At 74.3% G+C, this 21,743-nt stretch carries 20 protein-coding genes and 1 pseudogene; 10 read left to right on the top strand and 11 right to left on the bottom strand.

Annotated elements, in window-relative coordinates; genetic code table 11:
- Positions 1 to 38 precede the first annotated feature (38 nt).
- On the bottom strand, positions 39 to 650 hold the full coding sequence (locus ACQEVU_RS16790) for an LUD domain-containing protein (protein WP_433324412.1): 612 nt from the start codon (positions 648 to 650) through the stop codon (positions 39 to 41).
- The gene (locus ACQEVU_RS16785; protein WP_433324410.1) at positions 643 to 2,157 is read right to left on the bottom strand and encodes a diguanylate cyclase domain-containing protein; all 1,515 of its coding nucleotides are present in this window, start codon (positions 2,155 to 2,157) and stop codon (positions 643 to 645) included. Before ACQEVU_RS16785 ends, ACQEVU_RS16790 begins: the two co-directional genes overlap by 8 nt.
- 137 nt (positions 2,158 to 2,294) lie before the next feature.
- Between ACQEVU_RS16785 and ACQEVU_RS16780 the strand changes: the two genes are divergently transcribed.
- A complete protein-coding gene (locus ACQEVU_RS16780) occupies positions 2,295 to 3,881 on the top strand; it encodes a methyl-accepting chemotaxis protein (RefSeq protein ID WP_433324408.1) in 1,587 nt (528 codons plus the stop codon).
- Positions 3,882 to 3,988: 107 nt separating this feature from the next.
- Positions 3,989 to 4,729, top strand: coding sequence for a polyprenol monophosphomannose synthase (locus ACQEVU_RS16775; protein WP_433324406.1), 741 nt, complete (start codon positions 3,989 to 3,991; stop codon positions 4,727 to 4,729).
- 103 nt (positions 4,730 to 4,832) lie between these two features.
- On the opposite strand, the gene ACQEVU_RS16770 is transcribed toward ACQEVU_RS16775, so the two are convergent.
- On the bottom strand, positions 4,833 to 5,498 hold the full coding sequence (locus ACQEVU_RS16770; protein WP_433324404.1) for a response regulator: 666 nt from the start codon (positions 5,496 to 5,498) through the stop codon (positions 4,833 to 4,835).
- 3 nt (positions 5,499 to 5,501) lie between these two features.
- Positions 5,502 to 6,569 carry a sensor histidine kinase gene (locus tag ACQEVU_RS16765; RefSeq protein WP_433324402.1) on the bottom strand — a complete coding sequence of 356 codons (1,068 nt, stop codon included), beginning with the start codon at positions 6,567 to 6,569 and terminating at the stop codon, positions 5,502 to 5,504.
- A gap of 71 nt (positions 6,570 to 6,640) precedes the next feature.
- Between ACQEVU_RS16765 and ACQEVU_RS16760 the strand changes: the two genes are divergently transcribed.
- Genes ACQEVU_RS16760 through ACQEVU_RS16745 form a run of 4 tightly spaced genes read left to right on the top strand, consistent with a single transcriptional unit; the run spans position 6,641 to position 9,899 of the window.
- On the top strand, positions 6,641 to 7,102 hold the full coding sequence (locus ACQEVU_RS16760) for a PPOX class F420-dependent oxidoreductase (protein WP_433324400.1): 462 nt from the start codon (positions 6,641 to 6,643) through the stop codon (positions 7,100 to 7,102).
- Positions 7,099 to 7,680 (top strand): Crp/Fnr family transcriptional regulator, encoded by a 582-nt coding sequence (locus ACQEVU_RS16755; protein ID WP_433324398.1) that lies wholly within the window; start codon positions 7,099 to 7,101, stop codon positions 7,678 to 7,680. The genes ACQEVU_RS16760 and ACQEVU_RS16755 overlap by 4 nt, the downstream gene beginning before the upstream one ends.
- A 40-nt stretch (positions 7,681 to 7,720) precedes the next feature.
- Positions 7,721 to 8,566, top strand: a complete 846-nt coding sequence (locus tag ACQEVU_RS16750) for an alcohol dehydrogenase catalytic domain-containing protein (RefSeq protein WP_433324396.1) — start codon at positions 7,721 to 7,723, stop codon at positions 8,564 to 8,566.
- 49 nt (positions 8,567 to 8,615) lie between these two features.
- Entirely contained in the window at positions 8,616 to 9,899 is a 1,284-nt protein-coding gene (locus tag ACQEVU_RS16745) for a condensation domain-containing protein (RefSeq protein ID WP_433324394.1), read from the top strand.
- Between the two features lie 30 nt (positions 9,900 to 9,929).
- Here ACQEVU_RS16745 and ACQEVU_RS16740 read toward each other — a convergent pair whose 3' ends face one another.
- Together ACQEVU_RS16740 and ACQEVU_RS16735 are read right to left on the bottom strand one after the other, a co-directional pair.
- Positions 9,930 to 10,817 carry an ADP-ribosylglycohydrolase family protein gene (locus ACQEVU_RS16740; protein ID WP_433324392.1) on the bottom strand — a complete coding sequence of 296 codons (888 nt, stop codon included), beginning with the start codon at positions 10,815 to 10,817 and terminating at the stop codon, positions 9,930 to 9,932.
- A complete protein-coding gene (locus ACQEVU_RS16735) occupies positions 10,814 to 11,689 on the bottom strand; it encodes an EamA family transporter (protein ID WP_433324390.1) in 876 nt (291 codons plus the stop codon). Before ACQEVU_RS16735 ends, ACQEVU_RS16740 begins: the two co-directional genes overlap by 4 nt.
- A 54-nt stretch (positions 11,690 to 11,743) precedes the next feature.
- On the opposite strand from ACQEVU_RS16735, the gene ACQEVU_RS16730 reads away from it, so the two are divergent.
- The 3 genes from ACQEVU_RS16730 (at position 11,744) to ACQEVU_RS16720 (ending at position 16,415) form a co-directional block, all read left to right on the top strand.
- Positions 11,744 to 13,081 (top strand): SWIM zinc finger family protein, encoded by a 1,338-nt coding sequence (locus ACQEVU_RS16730; protein ID WP_433324388.1) that lies wholly within the window; start codon positions 11,744 to 11,746, stop codon positions 13,079 to 13,081.
- Positions 13,082 to 13,089: 8 nt separating this feature from the next.
- A complete protein-coding gene (locus tag ACQEVU_RS16725) occupies positions 13,090 to 15,672 on the top strand; it encodes a DUF6493 family protein (RefSeq protein ID WP_433324386.1) in 2,583 nt (860 codons plus the stop codon).
- Between the two features lie 236 nt (positions 15,673 to 15,908).
- A complete protein-coding gene (locus tag ACQEVU_RS16720) occupies positions 15,909 to 16,415 on the top strand; it encodes a hypothetical protein (protein WP_433324384.1) in 507 nt (168 codons plus the stop codon).
- A gap of 181 nt (positions 16,416 to 16,596) precedes the next feature.
- Here ACQEVU_RS16720 and ACQEVU_RS16715 read toward each other — a convergent pair whose 3' ends face one another.
- On the bottom strand, positions 16,597 to 17,670 hold the full coding sequence (locus ACQEVU_RS16715) for a hypothetical protein (protein WP_433324382.1): 1,074 nt from the start codon (positions 17,668 to 17,670) through the stop codon (positions 16,597 to 16,599).
- Between the two features lie 58 nt (positions 17,671 to 17,728).
- Positions 17,729 to 18,613, bottom strand: coding sequence for an ABC transporter substrate-binding protein (locus tag ACQEVU_RS16710; protein ID WP_433324380.1), 885 nt, complete (start codon positions 18,611 to 18,613; stop codon positions 17,729 to 17,731).
- A 111-nt stretch (positions 18,614 to 18,724) separates the two neighbouring features.
- Between ACQEVU_RS16710 and ACQEVU_RS16705 the strand changes: the two genes are divergently transcribed.
- Entirely contained in the window at positions 18,725 to 19,150 is a 426-nt protein-coding gene (locus ACQEVU_RS16705) for a hypothetical protein (RefSeq protein WP_433324378.1), read from the top strand.
- Positions 19,151 to 19,207: 57 nt separating this feature from the next.
- Here ACQEVU_RS16705 and ACQEVU_RS16700 read toward each other — a convergent pair whose 3' ends face one another.
- The 3 genes and pseudogenes from ACQEVU_RS16700 to ACQEVU_RS16690 form a co-directional block, all read right to left on the bottom strand.
- Positions 19,208 to 19,513, bottom strand: a complete 306-nt coding sequence (locus ACQEVU_RS16700) for a hypothetical protein (RefSeq protein ID WP_433324376.1) — start codon at positions 19,511 to 19,513, stop codon at positions 19,208 to 19,210.
- Positions 19,514 to 19,539: 26 nt separating this feature from the next.
- Positions 19,540 to 19,662: pseudogene (locus ACQEVU_RS16695) on the bottom strand (sigma factor-like helix-turn-helix DNA-binding protein); the annotation flags it as partial.
- Between the two features lie 107 nt (positions 19,663 to 19,769).
- Complete coding sequence (locus ACQEVU_RS16690; protein ID WP_433324374.1) at positions 19,770 to 21,716, bottom strand: Hsp70 family protein; 1,947 nt, start codon at positions 21,714 to 21,716, stop codon at positions 19,770 to 19,772.
- Between the last annotated feature and the right edge of the window lie 27 nt (positions 21,717 to 21,743).

Below are 21,743 nucleotides of genomic sequence, written 5' to 3'. Positions count from 1 at the left end.
GCCGAGCACCAAGCTCCCAGAAGCCGAGCGACAAGCTGTCAGAAGCCGATCGCCGAGCGCAACAGCAGGATCGTCACGCGCGACGGGCGGTGCTCGAAGTGCGAGATCAGCAGGTGGTTCACGGCGCTGGGCTGGCCGTACGCCACCTGGGCCCGCTCGCTCTCCAGCGGCAGCGCGTGCTCCGACAGGCGACGCAGCGCCGTCTCGAGGTCCGGGACCACCTTCTGCCCGCCGACGATCCAGATCGCCCGGGCCGCGCCGCCGGCGTAGGCGGGCAGCTGGCTTCCGCTGGCCGAGGCGACCACCACCGAGCCCGTCTCGGTCACCGCGGCCACGCTCGCCACGACGAAGTCGGGGACGGCGCACTGCCGGCGGATCTCGTCCGCCTGGGTGGCCCGGTCCATGGCGAGGACCCGCGGCCGGACCGCGTCGTACCGGTCGCCGCCGTTGAGGTCCGCCTCGATGCCGGACAGCCGCAGGGTCTCGCTGGCTCCCGTGAACACGCTGGCTCCGGCCGGGATCAGCTCCCGCACACGGGCCCGCGCCGCCGCGGCGTCGTCGAGGAGCTCGGTGGTGAAGCCGTTCGCGGTGAGCGCCTTCGCGGCGCGCTCGAGCCGGTCGGAAGACGCGGGCTCTGCAAATTCAGACATACTCCGACGACGACGCGGGGGCCCAAAGTGTGAGGTCGCTGCCGCGCTTGCCGGCGGCCTTCGCGCGGTACATCGCGACGTCGGCCCGGCGCAGCACCTCCGTCGCGGCACCCGGCGCGTCGCCGACGAAGGCCACGCCGATGCTGGCGCCGACGCGGACGCGGCCCGCGGGCAGGTCGGCCGGGGTGGACAGGGCGGTCACGAGGCGTTCGGCGAGGTCGGCGGCCGCCGCGCGGGTCGGGTGGCCGACCAGCACGACGAACTCGTCGCCGCCGAGGCGGCAGACGACGTCGTCCGGGCCGACCGAACGCCGCAGCCGCGCGGCGATCTCGCGCAGCAGGGCGTCGCCGGCGTCGTGGCCGAGCGTGTCGTTGACCAGCTTGAAGTCGTCGAGGTCGATGAGCAGCACGGCGGTGTCGGTGCCGTCGGCGGCGTGGCGCTCGACCGCGGCGGCGATCTCCCGGGCGTACAGGGCGCGGTTGGCCAGGCCGGTGAGCTCGTCGTACCAGGCCTGCCGCTGCAGCTGGACGTTCAGCGCGCGGTTCTCGGCCAGCAGGCGGTCGTTCTCGCGCAGAGCGACGAGCTGGCGGACGGTCACGAAGCACAGCAGCAGGCCCACGGCGACGAGCACGCCCCACTGCCGCCAGTCCAGGGCGGGCTGCACGACGACGGCGAGCAGGACGAACGCCGCCGCCGAAGCGCCATAGGGCAGCACCGAGAACGAGCGGCGACCGGACCGCTGCGCCGTGCCGCCGGTTGCGGTGGCATTGACGGTGTACTGCAGGACAGCCCCCGTCAGCGAACACAGCTGCGACAGCAGGAGCATCGCGTTGGCCACGACCGGCACGGGCCCGCCGCCGTCGGGCATGGTGGTCCCGGCCGCCGAGAGGGCCACGCACAGCGCGTAGCAGATCAGGGGCCGGCGGGCGAGGACGCCCACGCCCACGAAGGCGATCTTGAGGATGCCGAAGCCGGCGACGAGCAGCATCGAGGGCAGCGCGAGCAGTTCCGACAGCTCGAGCCAGCCGTGGCTTGTGTCCCAGCGGGCGCCCACCACGAAGTACCAGATGAAGGAAGCGCCGCCGAGCAGCACGACGGCGGTGTCCAGCGCGACCGTGATCTTGTCGCCCCGGGTGCGGGCGGTCGTGGGGTAGCGGAACACGGCGTACATCGTGAGCAGGCCGGCAACGGGGTACACCAGCTGCGAGCCGAGCATCGGCACGGGCCGCCCGGACATGGTCTGCGCCACGGCGGCGGCCAGGTCGGCGGCTATGCCGAGGCCGTAGACGGCCAGGGCCAGCGCGAGGCTCGCCCAGAACCGGGCTGTGGCGCGCGGCAGGTCGCTCAGGCGCGACGTGCGGTGTACCACCCATGTCAGCAGCCCGATGAGCACCAGGTTGGCGGTGACGAAGACGATGCGGCCGCCGTCGCGGGGCACGGCTGGGCCGATCGCGGCGGCGAGCACGGCGACCGCGCCACCGGCGGGCACCAACCGCTGTATCCGCATCTGCTTACCTCCCCGGTCACGCTCCGACCGATTCTTATCGGCAGACCGGGCGCCGACTGAACCGGGGCCGACCCGGCGCACAAATGCTCAGGTTCCGGGCGCGACGGCCGATCCGTCGGGCGCACGGAAGGAGTGCCATGGTTCGCAACCTGCCGATCGCCGCGAAGCTCGCGTCCACAGTGGCCGTGGTGTGTGTCCTGCTGGTCGGGGTGGGTGCGCTCGGCATCCACCAGCTCGGCGCGGCCCAGGACCGGCTGCACTGGATGTACTACGACAACCTGCAGGACGTCAGCGACCTCGACGACGTCGCGCTGCAGTTCCGCACGGTCCAGTACCAGGTCGCGAACCTGACGCTGGTGACCTCGCCGGCCGACACGCAGGAGGCCCTCGCCGCGATCGACACCGCCAACAAGGCCCTCGACCAGGCGTGGAAAGAATTCAGGGCGCTGCCGACGGCCGGCGATCCGAGCGACCGCCAGGCGTTCGAGAAGGCCCTGGCCGACTACCGCGCCGTCCTGGACCGGGACCTCATGCCGCTGGCGACGGCGGAGGTGCCGGACGTGAACGCGTTCATCTCGGCGCGCAAGGCGAAGGCCGACCCGCTCAGTGACGCCGCGCAGCGCTCGCTGGACAAGCTCGACGCGAGCGTCGTGAGCAAGGCCGAGGGCACGCTGCGTGACGCCCAGAGCTCCTACACGCGCTCGCGGGCGCTGATCATCGGCCTCATCATCGCGGCCGTACTGCTGGCCGCCTTCCTGGCGATGGCGGTCAGCCGCATGATCTCCCGGCCGCTCAGCGCGACCGTGCGCGTGCTGGAGGCGCTCGCCGACGGCGATCTCAGCGGCCGGCTCGACGTGTCCGGGCGCGACGAGGTCGGCCGCATGGGCGGCGCGCTCAACCGCGGTCTGGAGCGCCTCGGCGCCTCGCTGCGTGAGGTCGACGGCAACGTCGCGCGGGTCTCGACCGCGGCCGAGCAGCTCACCGCGGCCGCCGGGTCGATGAGCGCCAGCGCGGTGCGCTCCTCGGGTGAGGCGCGCACGGCGTCGGCGGCGACCGAGGGGATCAGCCAGGACATCGGTACGGTGGCGACCGGCTCGGAGGAGATCGGCGCCTCGATCCAGGAGATCGCCCGCAGCACCTCCGACGCCGCGGCGACCGCCGACCGCGCCGTGCGCCAGGCCGCCGACGCCGCCGGGGTCCTCGGCCGGCTGGGCCAGTCCTCCGGCGAGATCGAGACGGTCGTACGGCTCATCACGTCGATCGCCGAGCAGACGAACCTGCTCGCCCTGAACGCGACGATCGAGGCGGCCCGGGCCGGCGACGCGGGCAAGGGCTTCGCCGTCGTCGCCACCGAGGTCAAGGATCTCGCCCAGGAGACCGCCCGGGCGACTGAGGACATCGCCACCCGGGTCGGGGCGATCCAGCGCGACTCCGCCGCCGCCGTCGCGGCGATCGAACAGATCAGTGACGTCATCAGCACGATCCGCGACGCACAGGCGAGCATCGCCGCCGCGGTGGAGGAGCAGTCGGCCACCACGTCGGAGATGAGCCGGACGGTCGGGCAGGTGGCGGGGCGGGCCCAACAGATCAACGACAACGTCACCAGCGTCGCCGCGGTGGCCGAGGAGACCACGGGGGTCGCCCGGGGCACCGCCGAAACCGCCGCCGAGTTGAACGGTATAGCTGGCGATCTGCGCCGGACCGTGGCAGTGTTCCGCTACTGAGCGGTGGGCGATTCCATCGCGTAACCGTCGGTCGGATAAGGTCCGGTCGTACGGAAAGATCGGGACCGAAGACTCTCGATACGCGGCGTGCGCTAGGGGACTGACGAGTGCGAGACGAGTTGCAGAAGATCACGGTTGTCGTACCGACCTACAACGAGCGGGACAACCTGCCGAAGCTGGTCGCCGAGCTGGCCGCGCTGGCTATGCCAAACCTGCACATTCTGGTCGTGGACGACAACTCGCCCGACGGCACGGGCGATGTGGCCGACAAGCTGGCCCTCGAGTCCAACGACACGCTCGGTGTCCTGCACCGCACCGCCAAGGACGGCCTCGGCCGCGCCTACGTCGCCGGCATGCTGCGCGCGCTCGACGAGGGCGCCGACATCGTGATCCAGATGGACGCGGACCTGTCCCACCCGAGCTCCGCGATCCCGGCGATGGTCGAGGCCCTGCAGGACCCGAGCGTCGCCGTGGTCCTCGGGTCACGCTACGTGCACGGCGGCTCGGTCGCCGGCGACTGGGGCCTCTACCGCAAGGCGCTCTCGGCGTGGGCCAACTTCTACGTCGGCGCGATCCTGCGCATGAAGGTCAAGGACGCGACCGCCGGCTTCAAGGCGTGGCGCGCCGAGACGCTGCGCCGCATCGACATCGCCTCGATCACGAGCAACGGCTACTCGTTCCAGGTCGAGATGAACTACCGCACCGTCCAGCGCGGCGGGCGGATCGTCGAGGTGCCGATCCGCTTCAGCGACCGGGCCCTCGGCAAGTCGAAGATGAGCATCAAGGTGCAGCTCGAGTCGGCCATGGTGCCGTGGAAGCTGCGCTTCGGCAAGAACGCCGTCAAGTAGCCCCCCAAGCGTCCACTGTGGACGCTCAGCCGCGACCGTGCGCGCCGGGTCGGCAAGCAGGACGACCCGGCGCTCCCACTGGTCCACAGTGGACGATACGCGTCTAGTTCGCGGGACGGACCAGGCCCGACTCGTACGCCAGGACGACCGCCTGCACGCGGTCGCGCAGGTTCAGCTTCGTCAGCAGATTCGACACGTGGGTCTTCACGGTGTGCTCGGTGACGAACAGGGCGGCGGCGATCTCCGCATTCGACTGACCGCGGGCGACCTCGCGCAGGATGTCGCGCTCGCGCGGCGTGAGCGCGTCGAGGCGGCGGTCCGGGGCGGGCGGGACGGCCGCCGTGCGGCGGTGGCGCAGGACGTCGGCGATGAGGCGCCGGGTCACCGCCGGGGCGAGCAGCGAGGAGCCGGCGGCGACGGTGCGCACGGCGGCGACGAGCTCGGTGCGGTGCATGTCCTTGAGCAGGAAGCCGCTGGCGCCGGCGAGGAGGGCGTCGTACACGTACTCGTCCAGGTCGAACGTGGTGAGCACGAGCACCTTCGCCGGTGTCGCGGCGCAGATCTCGCGGGTCGCCGCGATGCCGTCCATTACGGGCATGCGGACATCCATGAGTACCACATCCGGCTCCTGGGTTTTGGTCCTCTCCACGGCCTGGAGGCCGTCGGAGGCCTCGCCCACGACGGTGATGTCGGGCTGCGATCCGAGGATCATGCACAGCCCGCCACGGACGAGGTCCTGGTCGTCGGCGACCACCACACGCAGGGTCACGGCTCAGCCGCCCGCGGGCAGGGTCGCGGCGACCTCAAAGCCGGGGCCGTCGTCACGGGGGCCGGTCTGCAGGCGGCCGCCGACGCTCGCCACCCGCTCGCGCATGCCGGACAGGCCGTGGCCGAAGACGGCGTCGCCGCCCCGCCCGTCGTCGCGGACCGTCACCCGCAGTCCCTCCTCGGTCGCGCCCAGCGTGACGAGCACCTTGCGGGCGCCGGCGTGCTTGACCACGTTGGTGAGCGCCTCCTGCACGACCCGGAAGGCGGTCGCGCCGACCTGCGGATCCAGCGGCGGCACCCGTCCCCGGTCGAGGCTCACGTCCAGGCCCGTGCGGCGGGCCCGCTCGACCAGCGACGGGATCGCCTCCACGCCGGCCGACTCAGGCGCCTGCTCGCGCAGCAGCCCCAGCGCGTGGCGCAGCTGGACGAGGGCCTCCCGGCCGGTCTCGGCGATCGCGTCGAAGGCGGCCTCGGCCCGGTCGGCGTCGGCCCGCACCACGGACGCGCCGCCCTCGGCCTGGACCACCATCAGCCCGACCGAGTGGGCGAGGACGTCGTGCATGTCGCGGGCGATGCGGGCCCGCTCGGCGCCGGCCGCGGCCGCCTGCTCCTCGGTGAGCCGGCGGGTCCGCTCCTCGAGGAACGCGATGCGGTCACGGCGGCCCCGCACGCCGGCGCCGAGGGCGTAGGCGGTGACGAACATCATCCCGACGTACCCGAACGACGGCGGGTTCTCGTCCGGCACGATCAGCGAGAGGGTGACGCCGGCCGCGGTGAGCGCGACGCACGCCACCCGCCAGGCCGGCGTGGCCAGCTCGGCCCACGTGTAGGTGGCCACCAGCTGCCCGTACGGCATGTCCGGCAGCCGGTCGAGCACCGACAGCCACGTCGTGCCGATGCCGGTCATGAGTGCCACCACGATCGGCGCCCGCCGCCGCCAGACCAGCGGCACGGAGGAGAGCAGCGCGAGGACGAGCAGGCCGGCGTTGAAGGGCCAGTAGCAGACGACGGGGTACACCGTCGCGGCGGTGACGGCCGCGGCGATGAGCAGGTCCACGGCCCGTTCGCGCATGGGCTCATTCTGAACTCCCCCGCGCCGGGCCGGCCTCCCTCTTGAGAGCCAGATGCGGGTACGGTCGGATCATGGCCCGAAAGATCGCGACCAACGACCGCGTCGACCGCGAGGCGCTGCTGGCGTTCCTCGCCGAGCGCCACCACGGCATCGTCATCACCACCCGCGCCGACGGCCGCCCGCAGGCCTCGCCGGTGTCGTGCGGCGTCGACGCCGAGGGCCGGATCGTCGTGTCGACGTATCCGGAGCGGGCGAAGGTGCACAATCTTCGCCGCGACCCGCGCTGCTCGGTGCTCGTGCTCTCCGACGAGTGGAACGACGCCTGGGTCCAGGTCGACGGGGTCGGCGAGGTCCTCGACCTGCCGGAGGCGCTCGAGCCGCTGGTGGAGTACTACCGCTGCATCGCCGGCGAGCACCCGGACTGGGACGAGTACCGCGCGGCGATGACCGCCCAGGGCAAGTCCCTGCTGCGCATCACGATCGAGCGCTGGGGCCCGGTCGCGACGGGCGGCTTCCCGGCCCGCCTGGCATGAGCCACGGCGCGCTCGACGCGGCGCTGCGCCGCTGGGCGCCGATCCCGGACGCGGAGCTGGCCCGGGCGCACCGGGTCTTCCGTCCGCACCACGTCCCGGCCCGCACGCTGCTGCAGCGGGCCGGCGAGCCGTCCGACCGGGTGTCGTTCATCGTCCGCGGCCTGGTCCGGCTGTACCTCACCGCCGCCGGCGGCGCCGAACGGGTCCACGCGTTCCGGGCCGAGGGCGAGCTGGTCTGCGCCTACGCGGCCGCGCTGCGCCGCGCCCCGTCGGCCGAGCACATCGAGACCCTCGAGGACTGCGACCTGCTGACCGCGTCGCGCCCCGCGTTCGACGCGCTGTGCGCCGGCCACCCGGCGTGGGCCTCGATGCTGGCCGCGATGAACGAGCGGCTGTTCCTCGACGAGGAGCGCCGCTCCCGCGACCTGCTCGGCGCCGACGCCGCGGCCCGCTACCGCGCGTTCCTGGCCGAGCGGGCGTCGCTGGTACCGCGGCTGACCCAGCGCCAGATCGCCGCCTACATCGGCATCACGCCCGAGGCGCTCAGTCGCCTGCGTCACTCGCTGGCCTTGATGTAGGTCAAGGCCCCTGTTCGGGCCCGCTCCTAGCGTCTGCTTCATGAGTGACGAGTTCATGAGAGCCGCCGGCGTCGAGGCGTTCGGCGCGCCGTTGCGCGATTTGACGGTACCGATGCCGGCCCCCGGCCCCGACGAGGTCGTCGTGCGGGTCGGGGCGGCGGCGGTGAACCCGGCCGACCTGGGCATGGTCGCCGGCCGGTACCGCTGGGCCGACCCCGTCCGCTTCCCCCTGGTCCCCGGCTACGACGTGGCCGGCTGGCGGGTCGACACCGGCGCGCCGGTCGTCGGGTTCACGCTGCACAAGGCGACGCAGCGCGGCGGGTACGCCCAGTTCGTCGCCCTCCCGTCGGCCCTCGTCGCGCCGCTGCCCGCGTCGGCCGACATCACCGCGGCCGCCGCGCTCCCCCTCGCCGGCCTGACGGCGCTGCAGTCGCTGGACGCGCTCGGCCCCGGCATCCGCACGCTGCTGATCAACGGCAGCGCGCGCGGCGCGGTCGCCGGCTTCGCCGCCCAGCTGGCCACCGCCCGCGGCATCACGGTTGTCACGGATGTTTCGGACTTGTCGGTCACGGTCGACGCCGCCCTCGACGTCGCCGGCGGCGCCGCGGCGCGGGCCGCGTTCGACCGGGTGCGCGACGGCGGCCGTTACGTCACGGTCGTCCCCGAGTACTGGATCCCCGGCGGCCCGTTCGCCCCGTCGCGCGGCATCGCCCCGCACGTGGTGTCGGTGGCGTTCGACCGCCCGGCGTTCCTGCAGCTGGTACGCGCATTCGGCGACGGCACGCTGCGCCCGGCGGTCGGCACGTGCTGCCGCTGTCGTCGGCCGCCGAGGCCCATCGCATCGCGGCCCGGGCCCCCGGCGCCCCGCGCATTACCGGAAAAGTGATCCTGGCGCCAGACTTGTGACCGCCGGGCTCAATGCCGATCCTGTGCCGATGGACCTGACTCCGGTCGATGTTCCGTTCTCCGCTGCGGACTCCGGCGAGGGCGAGGCCGCGGTCGTCGCGGAGCTGACGTGGGGCCAGCGGGCGATGGTCGCGGCGATGCGGCGGGAGCGCTCGTGGATGCCGATGGGCGGCCACCGCCCGGTCCCACCCGGCACAACGGTGGCGGACGTGGCGGCCGAGCTGCGGTACACGCTGGAGCGCTACCAGTCCTTCCGCACCCGCCTCGTCGCGCCGCAGGGCCATTCCGCGTGGTCACACCAGGTAGTCGCCGCGTCCGGCGTGGCAAGGCTGGACGTCGCGGAGGCAGACGGTTCGGACCCGAACGACGTCGCCGCCGTCGTGGAGTCGTTCTACCGCAGCACAACCCCGGATCTGACCACCGACTGGCCGTCGCGAATGGCGGTCATCTGCCAGCACGGCACCCCCGCGAGGATGGTCGCGATCATGCCCCACCTGGTCACGGACGGCCTGGGCGCGGCCATCATGATCGACGAGGTGACCCGCCGCCTGACGACCCCGGTCGAGGGCCTGCGCCCGCTGGACATCGTCGAGTGGCAGTCCTCCGCGGCGGGAATCCGCCAGCACACGGCCGCGCTACGCCACTGGGAGCGCCACGCGCCGTCGCTCGGTTCGTTCGCCCCCGAACGTGACGCACCCGCCCCCCGCTACCGCAAGTGCGTCCTCGAGTCCCCCCGCCTGGCCGCCCGCCTCCCGCAGATCGCGGCCCGCACCGGCGTCGACGAGTCCACGGTCCTGCTCGCCGCCTACTTCGCGGCGCTGTCCCAGGTGACCGGCCACGCCACGATCGCGGTGCGCCAGGTCGTCAGCAACCGCTTCCGCCGCGAACTGTCCACAGTGGTCAGCCCGATCACGCAGCTGGGCCTGTGCGTCGTCGACAGCGCCGCCGGCTTCGACGACGTGATCGCCCGCGTCGCCCGCGCCGCGCTCCCGGCCCGCAAGTACGCCTACTACGACCCGTTCGCGATCCCGGACGTCGCCACGGCGTGCTTCAACGACCGCCGCACGACGGGCGCCGCCGCCACCGCCTTCGGCGACCCCGCGAAGGCCGACCGCCCCGGCGTCGCCGAGTGGCTCGCGCCGCCGCCCGGGCCCACGGAGCCGCTGTTCCTGCACGCGGATGACGTCCCCGGCGCGGTCCGGCTCACGCTCGACGTGGACACGGCCTGCTTCTCCCCCGCCGAGATCGAGGCGGTCGCGTACGGCATAGAGGCGGTGGTCGGTTCCACGCCGGTTCGCTCCGAAAAACCGTAGCACGGCCCACATAATCGATCTCCGGACCGATCACACAGCGTCAAGGGCCAGTGGCTCGCGCTGGGTGAGCCAGTCGGGCGGGATGCCGTCCCGGCCGGTGTAGGCGGCGACGACCCCGCCGACGATCGCCGCCGTGGTGTCGACGTCGCCGCCGGCCTCGATGCAGGCGCGGATCGCGGCCGGGTAGTCGTCCAGGCGCGTCGCGGCGACCCACAGCGCGAACGGCACCGTGTCGTAGGCCCGGACCTGCGCGCCGTTGCCCAGCTCCCAGGCCGCCTCGGTCACGCTCGCGCCCAGCAGCCGCCGCGCGCGCCGCAGGCCGTCGCGGACGAGGCCGTCGATGAGGTACCCGAGCACCGCGTCCAGCAGCTCCGCCGGCGTCGGGCGGTTGCGCACCCGGCGGGCCCAGCCGGCCTCGGCCGCGGCGACCGCGACGGCGACCGCGCCCAGGATGCCCTCCGGGTGCGCGTGCGTGACCTCGGCCGAGCGCATCGCCTCGAGCGCCGCGGTCCGCGCGTCGCCGGCGTGCAGCGCGCCGAGCGGGGCGACCCGCATCGCGGCGCCGTTGCCCATGGAGCCCTGCCCGCCGAACGCGTCGCGCGCCACCTCGCGCCACGGCTCGCCGTCGCGGATGCGGCGCAGCACGACCACGGCGCCGCCGCCATATCCGCGATACGGCTCGAAGCGCTCGGCGAACGCCCGCGCCAGGCGGTCCTGGTCGACCCGGCCGTGCGGGCGCAGATGGGCGGCGAGCGTGCACGCCATCTCGGTGTCGTCGGTCCACGGCCACGATCCCGGCGGGGCCGTGCCGTCAAGCAATGTTTCGAAGGTGGTCCCGGGGACGAAGAACTGTGCACCCAGCGCGTCCCCCACGCTCAGCCCGTCGAGGCTGTCGGCGCAGAGCTCGAAATCCGTCATGTCTGACCGCGACGATACCCGTCCGGCTCGACGGCCGCCGTCCCCCTCCCGGGATGCTCCGAAGGCTCCGCTCGCTCCTGATGCAGCGCGAGCCCCGCGGCGACCAGGCCGATGCCGAGCAGGTCGCGCCAGGTCGGCAGCTGGCCCAGCACCACCAGGCCGATCACGGTGGCCGACGCCGGCAGCGCGCTGAGCAGCAGGGCGAATGTGGAACGGCGCACCCGGGCCATGACGAGCTGATCGGCCACGTACGGCACCACCGACGAACACACGCCGACCCCGATCCCCGCGGCCAGCCACACCGGATGCGCGAACGCCGGCGCGGCCGCCGGCAGCCCGAAGGGGGCGGCCACGACCGCCGCGACGAGCATCGCGCCCGCCAGGCGGTCGATGCCGTCGCCGTCCGCGGCGATGCGATGCCCGATGGCGATGTACGCCATGAAGAGCGCACAGTTGGCAAAGGCGAACACGAAGCCGAGCGGCTCGCCGGCCAGGCGCACCTCGGTGAGCGCGGCGACGCCGGCCACGGCGAACCCGAGCGCGGCGGCGTTGCGGCGCGTGCGCACCCCCGCGGCGGCGAGCGCGATCACGCCGAGAAACTCGATCGCGCCGACCGTCGCCAGCGGCAGCCGCGCGATCGCGAGGTAGAACACGGTGTTCATGGCGGCGAGCACGACGCCGAGCGCGAGGGTGGCCCGGCTGCGTACCCACGCGCGGCGCCAGGCGGCGAAGACGAGCGCGGCGGAGGCGATGCGCAGCCACAGCACGCCGGGCGCGGCGATGTGCGCGAACAGCAGCACCGCCAGCGCGGGGCCGAGGTAGTGGAAGACGGCGCTGACGACGATCGGCACGAGGACCGGGATCCGGTTCACGCCGCTATCCTCGCGGGGCCCGAAATTGTCGTACCCCCCGGTTAGCCTCTCCCCGTGAGCGTTGTCCAGGAGTACCGCTATCTCGCCCCGTCCACCGCCGGCGCGGCCGGCGTCGACCTGCAGACCTGCGGCGGCCCCGCGGCCAACCCACGCTTCTTCTCGGGGTTCCTCACGACACCCCCGGCGGCCGCGGCGGGCCTGCTCGCCGTCGCCGACGTGGCCCGCACCCGCTACTACCAGCAGATCAACCTGGCGAGCCTCGACCCTGTCGTCACGGGGAGCTCCGACCGGCTGCGGTTCGAGTCGTTCTCGGGGTGCTGCGGGGTGTACGCGCGCCTGGACGCGCTGCCGGCCGGCCTCGACGGCGACCTCCTGGAGCACGGCACCACCAACATCGACGTCAACCCGCCGCTGCGCGAGGCCCTCGCCCGCATCTCCGGCATCGACCCGCTGCACCTGTCGGTCGGCCCCGACGAGCTCACCGCGTCCACGCTCGACGGCACGGTGGTGGAGAAGAAGGTCCCGCTGCCGGCCCGCTGGCTGCGCGGGTTCGCCGAGGTGCACGTGCTCTCCGCCGCCTTCGACCTGCGCGCGGAGCTGACGCCGGCCGAGGCGACCGCGTTCCTGCGCCGCCTGCCGGGCGCCAACGACCGCTCGGTGCTGTGGGCGGTCCCCGCGGGCCGCAGCCTGCGGCTGACGTCCAGGCCCGTCCCGGGCGCGGTCTGTCTCGCCGGTGCGGGCCGTCTGGCCTCGCTGCGAGCCCTTCTTCGGTACTCCAAAGGCCTCCGCGTCTACGGCCCGCCCATCAAGGCGGGGTCACAACCGGTGGCGAGCGCCTGGGAGCTGGACACCGGCGCGCTGCGCTTGACCCTGACCCTCTCCCCCGAGCCACACCGCGGCTTCTCCGGCGAGGGCGCCGCCCTGACGTCCCTGGCCGGCGACGAGGTGGCCGACGACGCCGACCTGGTCGGCACCCTGCTGTCGTGGGACCCCACGATCGACGTCGCCACGCTCGCCGACGGCGCCGGCATCGACCCCGCGCGCGTCCGCGCCGCCCTGGCCCAGCTCGGCACCGCGGGCCGCGTCGGCTACGACGTCGCCGAAAACGCCTACTTCCACCGCGTCCTGCCCTACGACGCCTCCCGCGCCGAGCGGGACAACCCCCGCCTGGTCGGCGCCCGCACCCTGGCCGAGTCCGGCGCGGTCGCCCTCGACGGCGAGTCGGCCGCGACGGTGCGCAGCGCCGACCAGACGTATCGGGTGCGCCGCCACCCGGACGGCGCGCTGAGCTGCACCTGCCCGTGGTGGGCGAAGCACCGCGGCGGCCGCGGCCCGTGCAAGCACGCCCTGGCCGTCACGATCGTCACCAATGCCCCGGTCCGGCACAAATGACCTTCACCATGAACGCGCTCGATCTTGATCTCGTCCGGCGCGGCCGGGTCGCCGAGGTGTCCGCCGCGGTCGCCGGGCTCGACGACGCGCAGCGCGCGGCGCTGGCCGCCGAGCTGCTCGCGTGGGTCAGGCGGCGCTCCGACAACTCCTGGTCCGGCGACGAACTGACCGCGCTCTGCGTGGCCGTGGCCGCGTCCGCGCCGTCGGCGGCCGCGGCGGCCCGCATCCTCGCGGCCGCCCGGTGGGTGGCGCCGACCCCGGCCATGGCCGACGCCATGATCGAGGCCGCGTCCGCCCGCGGCGTCGACTGGATGCCCGACCTCGCCCACCGCATGGCCGAGCAGCTCATGCGGCGGACCGGTCAGCCCGACCCCCACCTGTGGGGCTTCGTCGCGCGGCTGCTGGGGCACGCGGGAAGCCCGCCGCCGACCCACGACGCGTTCGTCCGCGGCTGGCTGAGCGACCTCGCGTTCCCGTCGATCCCGCGGCTGCGCTCCCGTCCCGTGGCCGAGCGGCTGCGCGACGACCCGTTCCTGGACACGCTGCTGCCGCACGTGTTCACGATCGACGGCGGCGGCGAATGGCTGGCCGAGCTCGAGGCCCCGGGCACCGGCGGCCGGTTCGCGATCGTTCTGGCCATCGCCGGGCTCGCCGCCGAGGGCCGCGCCGACCGCGCGATGCTGCTGCGCGGCTGCCTGAGCCGCCTGCTGCGCGGCGACCGCCCGGCGTCGCTGCGCGGCATCGTCGCCCTGCTGACCGAGCTGGCCCCGACCCCGGACGAGGTCACCGCCGCGGCCGACGACTTGTTGCGCCTGCTCGCCGACGCGCCGCCCTCGGTGGCGACGGCGGCGCAGAAGCTCCTGCGCGCCGCGCCCGGCGTCGAGCTGGACGCGATCCTCGAGGCGTCCCGGGCCGTGCTGCGCCGGCCCGACAAGGGCCTGGTCCGCGGCCAGCTCACGTGGCTGGACGCCCTGGCCCGCCGCCACCGCGACCGCGCGGCCGACATCGCCGGCGTGCTGGGCGAGGCGGCCGATCATCCCGCGATCGAGCTGCGCGACCGGGCCGCCGCCCTGGCCGTCAAGCACGGTGGCGCCGTCCCGGCCGTCACGGCCGCCGGTTCGGTCGTGGCGCGGGACGACGACCTGCCGCCGCCGGCGCCGGCCGCGGCCGCCCCGCCGCCGATCGCCGACCCGGACGAGCTCGCCGAGGAGGTCGCCGCGTTCTACGGCGACCGGCCGTTCGCCGCGCTGCTGCCGCTCGAACGGATCCTCGACGCCGCGGTGCGCCTCGCCGCGGCCGACCGCCCGGGCCTGCGGGCCGCGCTGATGCCGGTGCTCGAGCGGCACCGTCAGGGCATGGGCGAGCACGGCTGGGACCCGCGCTGCCTGTGCGGCGCGTTCACGGGGCTGCTGCACGCCGCCGCCGACGCCGAGCAGGCGAACGCGCGCCGGGGCGGCTGGGCGACGGTGCTCGCCAACGCCCGCCGCGAGCTGGTCCTCGGCGAGGGGCACCCCGACCGCCGCGTGCCGCCGATCCACCGCCTCCTGCGGGCCCGGCTCGCCGAGATCGGCTCCAACGCGGGCGCGCTGCTGCCCGGCGGCCCGCTCTCCGCCCCGACGTCGGCCAACGGCGCCCTCGACGTCGACGCGCTGCTCGACCGCGTCGGCGCCCTCGGCTCGATCAAGCCGTGGCCGTGGGACCTGGCCCAGGCGCTGCTGCGCATCCCGCCCGACCCGGACGAGCCGTCCGCGGCCCGCGCCGAGGCGATCGGCACGCCGACCGCCGCCCGCGTCGCCGCCCGGCTGCGCGAGGGCGGCCTGCCGGCGCCGCAGTGGCACGTCGAACTGGTCGCCCGCCGCCCCCGCGAGCGCGACTGCGATTACGGCTATGACGAGCTTCCCGTCGCCCGCCTTCAGGTCACCACGGGCCCGCCGCCGGCCGGTGCCGAGACCTACGGGCTGCTGGGCGCCCGGCCCGGTCCGGCGGGCGAGAGCGGGTTCGGCTGGCACGAGCTGTGGCCCGGCATGCTGCCCTGGCATCGCGGGCTCGCCGCCGCGTTCGCGCTGCCCGACATCGCCGCCGCCGCCGACATGGACGTCCGCGGCCAGGCCGGCGCCCTGCCGCTGCTCGCCGAGACCGCCGGTGATCCGGGTCCGGCGCTGCCGATCGCCGTCGCCTACGCGCTCGCGGCCCGCCACGAGCAGGACCGCCTCGCCGCCATCGACGCGCTGCTGCTGCTCGCCGCGGCAGGCTCGTTCGACGCGGAGGCGGCCGGCGCGCACCTGGGCACGCTGTCGGCTGCCGGCGCCGTGACCGTCGGCCGCGCCGTCCAGCCGCTGCGCGACGCGGCGTCGGCCGGCGCGCCGCGCACGGTGTGGCGGCTGCTGGGCGCCGCGCTGCCGGCGCTGCTGGCCGCGAAGACTCCCCCGCGCGGCACGCCCGACCTGCTGACGCTCGCCGCCGAGACCGCGGTCGCGGCCCCGGGGGCGGCGCGGATCGAGGGCCTGGAGGCGATCGCCGCGAAGCGCGGCACGTCCCGCCTCGCGACGGAGGCCCGCCGCCTGGCCGCGGCGCTACCCCCACCGCCCTGACCCCCGCGCCGCAACCACCAGGCCCGGACGGCCAACGGCCCGACGGCGACGGCCCGCCGCCTGACCGCGGCGCTACCCACACCGCCCTGACCGCCGCGCACGGCAACCGCCGGGCACGGCCGGCCAAACGCAAGATATCCACAAATCGCGATTCGCCGCGCCCGGGCAGGGTTCCTGGTGGCTCGGCGAAACGCTAATGTCGCAAGCCGCGTGGTGGACAACGGGGAGGTCGGGCGATGCCGCACAACCTGACGCGTCGCCGGATGCTCATCGGGGCGGGCGCGCTCGCCGTCGTGCTGGCCGCCCTCATCACGTGGCTGGCGTGGCCCGAGGACGAGGCGCCGCCGCCGCGGGAGCGGCAGTACAAGGCGACCACCGCCTGCCTGCTCACCGACGACCAGGACCTCAACGGCGAGCTCGCCAGGGCGGCGTGGGCCGGCATGCAGGACGCGTCGGTTGCGACGCTGATCAAGGTGCAGCACCTGGCGATCACCGGGCCGCAGACCGCCGCGAACGGGCTCACGTTCTACAACACCCTCGGCGTGCAGCGGTGCACGGTCATCATCGCGGCGGGAGACGTGCCGGTCGCCGCGATGGCCGCCGGCTACGCGAACTTCCCGTCGGCCAAGCACGTCGCCGTCGGTGGCGGCGACGTCAGGAACAAGCCCATCACCGTCGTCGACGCCTCCACGCCCGACGCGATCCGCAGCGGCGTCAAGGCGATCGTCGCGGCGGCCGCTTGACCGAACCAGCGGCCGCCCATCGTGCCGGCGGCCGCATCGACCTAACCGGCGGCCGCCACATCGTGCCGGCGGCCGCATCGACCTAACCGGCGGCCGCCCGCATCGTGCCGGCGGCCGCATTGACCTAACCGGCGGCCGCCCGCAATCGTGACGTCCTCGTGCTCCGGCCGGGGGCACCACGTCAGAAGCGGCGCTCCGAGTCGAACCAGGGCTCGGCCGAGGCGGCGGGGACGCCGAGGCGCGCGGCCAGGTCGCGGTACGCCAGCCAGGCCTGCTCGCGCAGGTCGGTGTCGATGAGGTCGTAGGCGTCGTTGATCGCGCTCAGGTCCGCGATCAGGCCCCGCAGCGCGCGCTCGGCCGTCTCCGGGGTCGGGTCGGCCAGCGCGCGGGCGGCGCGGCGGTACGCGGCGCAGGCCTCCTCGGCGAACGGGCGCGAGCGGTCGATCCAGTCGCGGAACGGGTTGTCGAGGTTGGAGGTCAGCCACATCGCGGAGCGGGCGCCGCTGATCTCGAGCGCGACGGGGCCGTCGGCGAAGCGGCGGGTGAGGGTGGTGGCGATCGTGCGGCGGGTGAGGGCCAGCACGAGGTGGCGCAGCGCCGGCAGGTCGGGCAGGGCCGCCGGGTCGAGGCCGTAGGCGGCGTCGAGCCACAGGCTGGCGAGCCGCTCGTGGCCGGCGATCGCCGGAAGGTCCACAAGGGACCCGGGGCCGGCGGTGAAGGTCAGGCGCAGCCGCTCCAGGTCGTCGAGGGCGGCCAGCGGCGCGGCCGACATGGTGCCGCCGCCGGTGATCCAGAGCCGGCGCACGCGCCGCAGGCCGGGTGGGACCGCATCGCCCGGCGCGTCGCGCAGGCGCAGATCCAGTTGGTACCCCAGGTCGGGCGCCCCGACCAGGAACCCGGCCCGCGGCGCGAAGAGTCGCAGGACGCGCAGCGTTTCGGGCAGCTCGACCGCCCCGTCGGCGTCGTCCCAGCGCAGCGACGTGATGGCGGGGTGCGCGGCGAGGGCGGCGCACAGCCCGCGGTCGGGGCCGGACCAGTCGATCGCGATGCAGGAGGGCAGCCGGTCCAGCTGGGACCAGTCGACGTCGCCGCCGGCCGGGACCGCCACCGTGGCGTCGCCGCCCGGGCGGAGGTCCAGGTGACGCTGGCCGCGCGCCAGGCGCCGCGGGCCGGCGCCGAGGTCGATCTCGACGTATTCGTCCTCGATGCGGCGCACGTCACGGACGGACCGGAACGAATCCCACGGCGACGGCATGCACGACACGATACGGCCGCCGCGCGGCCGCAGCGCCGCGCGTCGCCCGGACGATGCATCAGGCGATCCGCCGTATGGCGTCGGCGGGCGGGGCGGGAGCGGCGCCGGGATGCAGCGCGGCCGCCAGGGCTTCGACGCCGTCGACGAGCCGGGGGCCGGGGCGCACGACGAGGCCGTCGGCGTCGATCGCCCATACCGGCGTACCGGGAAAATGGGCCGCAACCGGGACGGCCTGCTCGGCGGCGCCCTCGAGGTGGTAGCCGCATGGGCTGACGACGACCAGGTCGGGGTGGGCGGCCCGGAGATCGGGCCAGGCCGCCTCGACCGAACGGGCCCCGGGGTGGGCGGCGACGGGCTCGCCGCCGGCCGCGGTGACCAGGTCGGGGATCCAGTGGCCGGCGGTGAACGGCGGGTCGGCCCACTCCACGACGAGCACCCGCGGGCGGGGCCGGCCGGCGACCCGGGCGGCGACGGCCGACAGGCGGGCGCGCAGGCCGGCGACGAGGGCGGCGGCCCGCTCCGGCACGCCGGCCCGCTCCGCCACGGCGACGATCGTGCCCAGGACGTCGTCGAGGGTGTGCGGGTCGAGCGAGAGCACGTCGGCGCGGCAGCCGAGGTGCTCGAGGGCGTCCTCGACGTGGCCGGACGGCAGCGCGCACACCCGGCACAGGTCCTGGGTGAGGATGAGGTCGGGGGCGAGGGCGGCGAGGGCGCCGGCGTGCAGGGTGTACAAATCGGCGCCCGCGGCGAACTGGGACCGCACGTAGGCGTCGATCTCCGCCGGGGCCATGCCCTTGGTGTCGCGGCCGCCGACGACGACGGTCTTCTCGACGCGGGCCGACGGCGGCTCGTCGCACTCGAACGTGACGCCGACGAGCCGCTCGCCGAGGCCGAGGGCGTAGACGATCTCGGTCGCCGAGGGCAGCAACGACACCAGGCGCATCCCACGACCGTAGCTCGATGGCACGTTTCCGGGATTTGAACCGGCCCGGGGGTCCCTAACGTTCATGTCAACAAGCGACGCCGAAACAGCGGAAACCAGGGGGATACCAAGATGAGCGACATCGACACCGGCTCGTACGACGGCGGCCACGACGTGGACTACGGCCACTACGAGGCCGGTCAGGAGCACGCGGGTCTCGACCAGCTGCACCAGGCCCACGGCTCGGAGTCGGACTACGGCAACCAGTACGGCGTGTACGAGAACGACCACCACGCCGACACCTCGACCGACTTCTCGCAGGGTCACCACACCGAGTTCGACCAGGGCCCGGCCGTGCACTACGAGTCGGACGACTACACCAACTACAGCCACGACGGCTCCGTCGACGACCACGTCTTCGCCGCCGAGGGCAGCGAGCACGCCCACCAGGCCGAGTTCGGCGAGCTCGACGCGCTGCAGCAGCGCTTCGACGCCGCCTTCGCCGAGGGCACCCAGTACCACGGTGGCGACGCCGGCCTCGGCATCGCCGCGAACTAAGACCTGCAAGGCCGACGGCCGGTCACCCCGCGACGGGGCGACCGGCCGTCGCCGTGTTCAGTTCGGGCGGACCTGCAGCTGGTCGTAGGACGCCACCAGCCGGTCGCCGAAGATCAGCGCCGCGTACGTGCCGGAATGCCCGTTCAGCCCGGCCTTCTCGTCGGCCGTCCACTCGTACCGCAGCGTGAACGTCCTTACGGCGCCCGGCGCCAGCGTGTCGATGTGGCACCGGTTCACCTGGTCGTTGCCGCCGGGATCGATCGGCACGATCGGGCAGTCGCCCGACGTCGCGAGCGTGAAGTCGAGCAGGACCCGCACGGACACGTCGTCGACGGCGCCGCTGCCGGTGTTGCGGACCGTCACCGTCAGCGTGCCCGGCCCGGGCTGCGCTGCTGGGCGATCTCGCCGATGGTCAGGTCGGCCAGGTGATGGAGCACGACCGCCCTGCGGTGGTTGACCGGCAGCTTGGCCAGGGCCGCGGCGAGGGCGACCCGGTCGGGGCTCGGCCCGGCCTCGGTGTGCAAGACGTTCACACCGTTCCTCGCCCTCGTGACGGCGGCCGGCATTCAACCGGCCCGATGCCATCCACACGCTCCGGGGGGCCACGACGTTACAGGCGTCAGGCGGCCATATTCCTGGTGGTCTTGGCGAAGGTGTTCTTCGCGGCGGTGATCATCCGGTCCCGCACGTCGTTCTTCTGCTTCTGCGACCAGGCGGCGCCGTCGTTGCGCTGGCCGTTGAAATACTCGTGCAGCACCAGGTTGCTGTCGCGCAGCACCAGGTCGAACTTGAGCGTGCCCTTGGTCTGCTCGGTCGTGCTCGGCGTCTCGTAGATGACGGCCTCCTCGCCGAGGCCGGGCACGGTGTTGTTGGGGCCGGCCAGCTTCGCGGTCTCGGTGTCGGTTTTCTGCTGGTTGACCGCCAGGGAGACGTCGTTGTAGGCGAGCACCTGGAACATCACATACATCGTCTGCGCCTCGGGCTGGCTCAGGTTGTGCGCGTGGCTGTAGACGCACGTGCTGCCGTTGGCGGTGGCGTTGGGCTGGCGCTGCGCGGTCGGCTTGGTCATCTCCGCCTCGAACAGGTCGTACAACGGGGTCGCGTCGGAGGCGTCGCACTCGTTCTCGGGGAGCTTGCTCAGGTCGTACTTGCCGGGGCCCTTGGCGTTGACCGGTGCCTGTCCCCCGCCGGTGGGACCGGAACCCGCCGGCCCGTTCGTCGGGCCGTCCTTGAACAGCAGGGCGGCCCCGACGGCGCCGCCGCCGAGGATCAGCACGCCGATGAGGGCGAGCACAACGATTAACGCGGGCGCCATTCCCTTCCGGGCGGGGCGCGGCGGCTGCGGGAAGACGGGCGGCGGGGCGTACACCGGCGGCGGCGCAACGGGCGGCACGCCGGGCGACACGGGCGACGGGGCGTAGGCCGGCGCGGAGATCGGGGTGGGCGAAGCGGCGAAGGTCTGGGTCGACGGGTACGGCGCGGTGGAGACAGGAGCGGCGGAGACCGGCGCGGCCACGGCTGCGGCGGCGTTGGGCATGCGGTTGACGTAGAGGGAGCCCTCGGCGACGACCAGCTCGGGCTGCTCCGCGACGACGGGGGCGATGCCGAGCGCCTCGTGCAGCAGCGTGGCGACGAGCGGGATGCGGCTGGAGCCGCCGACCAGGAACAGCCCGGCGATCGCGGCGGTGCCGACGCCGGACTCGTTGACCAGCGCGCGGGTCATCGCGATCGTGGGGCGCAGCACCGGGCGGGCCAGGCCCTCGAGCTGCTCGCGGCCCAGCGGCACCTCCTTGCCCAGGGCCGGGACCATGACGACGGTGCCGCTGGCCCGCGACAGCATCTCCTTGGCCGAGCGCACGTCGTCCCACAGCTGGCGGCGCGTCGCCGGGGAGGTCCACAGCTCGCCGTACGTGGCCTGCAGGAAGGCGATGACGGCGGCGTCGACGTCGAGGCCGCCGACGTCGTTGAGGCCGTCGGAGGCGACCGGCTCGAAGCCCGTCGGGGTGCGCCGCAGCAGGGTGACGTCGCAGGTGCCGGCGCCCAGGTCGTACACCAGGACGCACGAGCCGATCGGCAGCGCCCCGCCGCGGGTGTACGCGAAGTAGGTGGCGGCCGCCGTGGGCTCCCCGACGAGCTCGACGGTGACGAAGCCGGCCTGGCGGGCGGCGTCGACGAGCATGGCGCGGCGGCCCTGGCCCCAGCCGGCGGGGTGGGTGAGCACGGCGTCGCGGACCGGCCCGGCGACGCGTTCGGCCTCGCGGGCGACCCGGCTCAGGACCGAGGCGATGAGCTCGCGCACGCCGACCTCGCCGGCGCCGAGCAGCACCACGCCCTCGTCGATGCGCCGCTTCGGGTTGGGCTCGAGCCGCTCGGGGGCGCTGCGGGACAGGTGCGCGGCGTCGCGGCCGGTGTGCAGCTGGCCGTCGGGGCCGAGCAGGACGGCGGAGGACAGCAGCGGCGAGCCGTCGAAGAGCAGCGGCTGCACGCGCGCGTCGGGTCGCTGGAGCATGGCGATGGTGGTGGACGTGCCGAAGTCGACCCCGAGGCGCACGCGCGCAGCTGTCATGGTCGGCGAGCGTAACAGTCGGCCACC

Source organism: Dactylosporangium sp. CA-139066 (assembly GCF_050936175.1).
Lineage (GTDB): Bacteria > Actinomycetota > Actinomycetes > Mycobacteriales > Micromonosporaceae > Dactylosporangium.
The sequence above is the reverse complement of the archived record's forward strand: the minus strand, read 5'-3'. Positions and strand labels throughout refer to the sequence as shown.